This window comes from Alienimonas chondri (assembly GCF_013036045.1).
Classification (GTDB): domain Bacteria; phylum Planctomycetota; class Planctomycetia; order Planctomycetales; family Planctomycetaceae; genus Alienimonas; species Alienimonas chondri.
This window is the reverse complement of the sequence record NZ_WTPX01000267.1, coordinates 1-3,641: the sequence shown is the minus strand read 5'-3', so window position 1 is coordinate 3,641 and position 3,641 is coordinate 1. Positions and strand designations below refer to the sequence as shown.

The following is a 3,641-nucleotide window of genomic DNA, read 5'->3' as shown; positions in this document are numbered from 1 at the left end:
GGTCGGGGGTGAGGGGGCTCGCACAGCGAGGCGAACGCTCTTGAACCGTGCGGACCGTGCACCCTCACCCCCAGCCCCTCTCCCTGAGGGAGAGGGGAGTCCGACGGCACGCCCCGCCGCCGGCTCATCGCTTGGGAATTCGCAATCGCTCTGGCGCCGGGGTGGCATGCTCTCACGCCGGAGCGGAGCGAAGCGGAACGCAGGCGGGTGAGCATGGAGTGTTGCTCACGCTCGCTCTCGATGGTCGAGCGTCGCGCTCCATGCTTACGCCGCGGCCCTGACGCATGACAGCGCTTCAGACGTTGCCCCGCCGCGGCGAAAGCATGCCACCCGGTTTCAGGCCGTTCGCCGTCCCTGTTGACATTGCGATCGCTCTGAGGGGGCGCCACGAGCGATGCGCCCGCTTCTGATCCGTGCGGACCGTGCACCCTCACCCCCAGCCCCTCTCCCTGAGGGAGAGGGGAGCCCGTTATGCGCTCCCGATCGCTCGTCGGACGAACCGCGTTCATTGAATGAACCGCCGCTGATAGAGCCACCATTCGACGCCGACCAGAACCAGCGCCCCCGCGGCCAGCCAGAACCACCAGGGGCGTCCGCCGCCGCTGACCGACGCCTCGCCGGACTCTGATGCCGGGACCGTGACGCGGGTGTCGCTCTCGCCGGGCGAGGTGAGATTCACCGCGACGGGGATCGCCCCCGCCGGCCAGCCGCCCACGCCCGCGGCGACGCCGGCCTCGACATCTGCATCCGCCGCGACGGAGGGCACCACGCCCCACAGGCCGGTTTGCGCCAGCGGGCCGAGCGTCGCCTCGGTCAGCCCGGCGGGCAGCGGCTCCGCGGCGCCGGCGGGGTCGATCACGCTCCACTCCTCGCTCTTCGCCCCCTCGGGCAGCGGGACAGAGACGACCGTTCCGGCGGCGGAGGCGGGACGCAGTTCGCCGGCGGCCTCGGTGAACCACGTCAGAGCGTTCACGGCGAGGATCGGGAACGCCGTCCGCAACGGCAGGTCCGTCGCGTCGAAGTCCACCGCCAACACCAGCGCCTTGCCAGTCGGCCGCCGGACCGCGAACAGCAGCGGCTCGCTGTCCTCCGTCTCGGCCAAGACGGTCAGCCGATTCGCTGCATTGTCCCCCGCAACGGTCGGCGTGACGGCGCGGGCTTTGGGGATCTGAATGCTGTCGATGCGAACGTTCGCCGTCAGCGGGGAGTCCTCCGCGGCCTCGGTCGCCTGCACGGTGGGCGAGACGATCTCCTTGCCCACCGTGAACAGGTCGCTGTCGTTCCGCGGGTCCACCACGAACACCGGCCCCGCCGGCAACGTCTCCGGCACGGCGCGATGCAGCACCAGCACGGTTCCCTCCGGGATCGACTCCGGCACGGCCGAGGCGAGCGTCAGATCCACCAACGGATTCGCCGCGAACACCTGCTGCAGGAACAGGTTGCCGGGCGTGACGAGCAGCACCGCCACCCGCTCCCGAGCCGGCAGCACCGCCCGGGCGACGTCGTCGACCGTCAGCAGGTTGGTCGCGGTCGGGGCCGGTTCGGCGTCCGCCTCGGCGTCGTCATCCGCTGCGTCGTCGCTCTCCTCCGTGTCGAATCGCAGGGTGGCGACCAGTTCGCCGCCGGCTTCGTCGGTCTTCTCGAAGGTGCGTTTCCAGACCTCGTTCGGCTCCAGTTCCAGCGGGATCACGTCGACCGGCACGCCGGCCAGATCGAGGTCCAACCGCACCTCCGCCGGGTCGTCGGCGAAGTTGGAGACCTCCACCAAGATCTCATAGCCGATCGGGTCGGTCAGGCTGCGTCGCACCTGAAACGCCGTCAGCGCCACGTTCCCGCCCGGCTGCCCGAAGGCCAGCAGCGTGACGGGGTCGTCGTCGGGGTCGTCGTCCGCCGGGGCGTCGTCGCTCGCTTCCCCCTCGACCGTCGCACGGGTCTCCGGCGCGTGATCGGAGAGCAGGATGACCTGTCCGTTCTCGCGGCCGGCGACGAGGCGGCGGGCGAGGGCCAGCGCGGCGGGCACGGCGCCGGGGGCGTCGGTTTGCTGCACGTTCGTCAGCGCCGCGGCGAGCGTCGGCGGGTGACCGGTCGTCCCGCAGGCGACCTCCGCGGCGGCGCCGGCGGTGAGGATCGCGGCGGTATCCCGGTGCCGCAGGCCCTTCACCAGTTCCATCGCCCGGGCCTTCGCGGCGTCGAGGCGGGTCCCGGCGTCGGGGTTCTCCGGATCGGCCGGCGCCGCCATCCCGGCGGAGGCGTCCAGCACCAACACCAAATGCCGGGCCTCGCGGACCTCCGCATCGGTGAACGGGTCCGCCAACGCGAACGCCAGCAGGGCGACCAGCAAGAGTTGCAGCAGCAGGGAACCGAGATGCCGCAGACGCTCGAACAGGCTGCGCGGGGCTTTCTCCTGATAGACCCGGTCCCAGAACATCAGCGTGCTGACCGGCACCCGCCGCAGCCGGACCTTCAGCACGTACAACGCGACCACCGGGATCGCGAGGGCCAGCCACCACAGCATCGACGGGGCGGCGAAGTTCATTCAGACAGCGGTTTGAAGGAACAAATGAGGACGCGATCGGACATGCGGACATGGCGTCCCGGGATCGGCAGCCCGAGGCGCAAGCCGAGGCGGCTCGACGGGCGTTCCCTCACAGAGCCTCGGCTTGCGCCTCGGGCTGCCGTCTCGGCCCGATCTCCTCGGGTCGAACGATCACAATGAGCGAACCGCGCCGCCCCCGCCACTCTCCACTCCCGCGGCCCATGACCGGCGAACCGCCGATCCCAAGTCGGGCGGGCTCTGGGTGACGAGAACCGCGCCGAACCGGCTATGCTCCCGCGCATGTGTGGACGCTTCGTATTACTGAACCCGCCGGCGGAGATCGTCCGGCAGTTCCGACTCCCCCCCGAACTGACCGGCGAGCCGCCGCTGTCGGAGTGGGAGGCGCGATACAACGTCGCCCCCACCCAGCCGGTCCCGGTGGTGCGGGAGGGCGAGGACGGACGCACCTGCGACGCCCTGCGTTGGGGATTGATCCCCAGTTGGGCGAAGGACAAATCGATCGGCAATCGGCTGATCAACGCCCGCAGCGAGACCGCCGCGACCAAGCCCAGCTTCCGCAGCGCCTACGTCGCCCGCCGCTGCCTCGTCCCCGCCAGCGGCTTCTATGAGTGGACGAAGCCGGAGGACGGCTCCGCGAAAGTCCCGCACTTCTTCTCCCAACCTGGCGAGCCGGGGGCCTCAGCCCCCGGAGGCGAGGAACCACACGCCCCCGCCCCCTTCGGCTTCGCCGGGCTGTGGGAACGCTGGACGCCCCGGCGGAAGGACGACAGCGGCGAACCGATCGAGACCTTCACCCTGCTGACCGGCGAGGCGTACCCTGCCGTCGCCCCGGTGCACGGCCGGAGCCCGCTGATCGTCCCGCCGGACCTCTACGACGCCTGGCTCGACCTCGATTTGACCGACGCGAAGGGCGTCGCGAAGCTCCTCCGCGACGCCCAAACCCGCGGCGGCGACGGCTTGGTCGCCCGCCCCGTCTCCACCGCCGTCAACAGCCCGGCGAACGACGGCCCGGAGCTGATCGAACCGGCGTAGGGTCTCTCGTCTCCCCTCGCCCCCTTCAGGGGGAGAGGGGTCGGGGGTGAGG

Annotated in this window: 2 protein-coding genes; one reads left to right on the top strand and one right to left on the bottom strand. The window is 71.1% G+C overall.

The window, feature by feature from the left end; all coding sequences use genetic code 11:
• Positions 1 to 505: 505 nt before the first annotated feature.
• Positions 506 to 2,536 carry a vWA domain-containing protein gene (locus LzC2_RS20740; RefSeq protein ID WP_171189933.1) on the bottom strand — a complete coding sequence of 677 codons (2,031 nt, stop codon included), beginning with the start codon at positions 2,534 to 2,536 and terminating at the stop codon, positions 506 to 508.
• A 288-nt stretch (positions 2,537 to 2,824) separates the two neighbouring features.
• Between LzC2_RS20740 and LzC2_RS20735 the strand changes: the two genes are divergently transcribed.
• Positions 2,825 to 3,589, top strand: a complete 765-nt coding sequence (locus LzC2_RS20735) for an SOS response-associated peptidase (RefSeq protein WP_206678846.1) — start codon at positions 2,825 to 2,827, stop codon at positions 3,587 to 3,589.
• Positions 3,590 to 3,641: the final 52 nt, after the last annotated feature.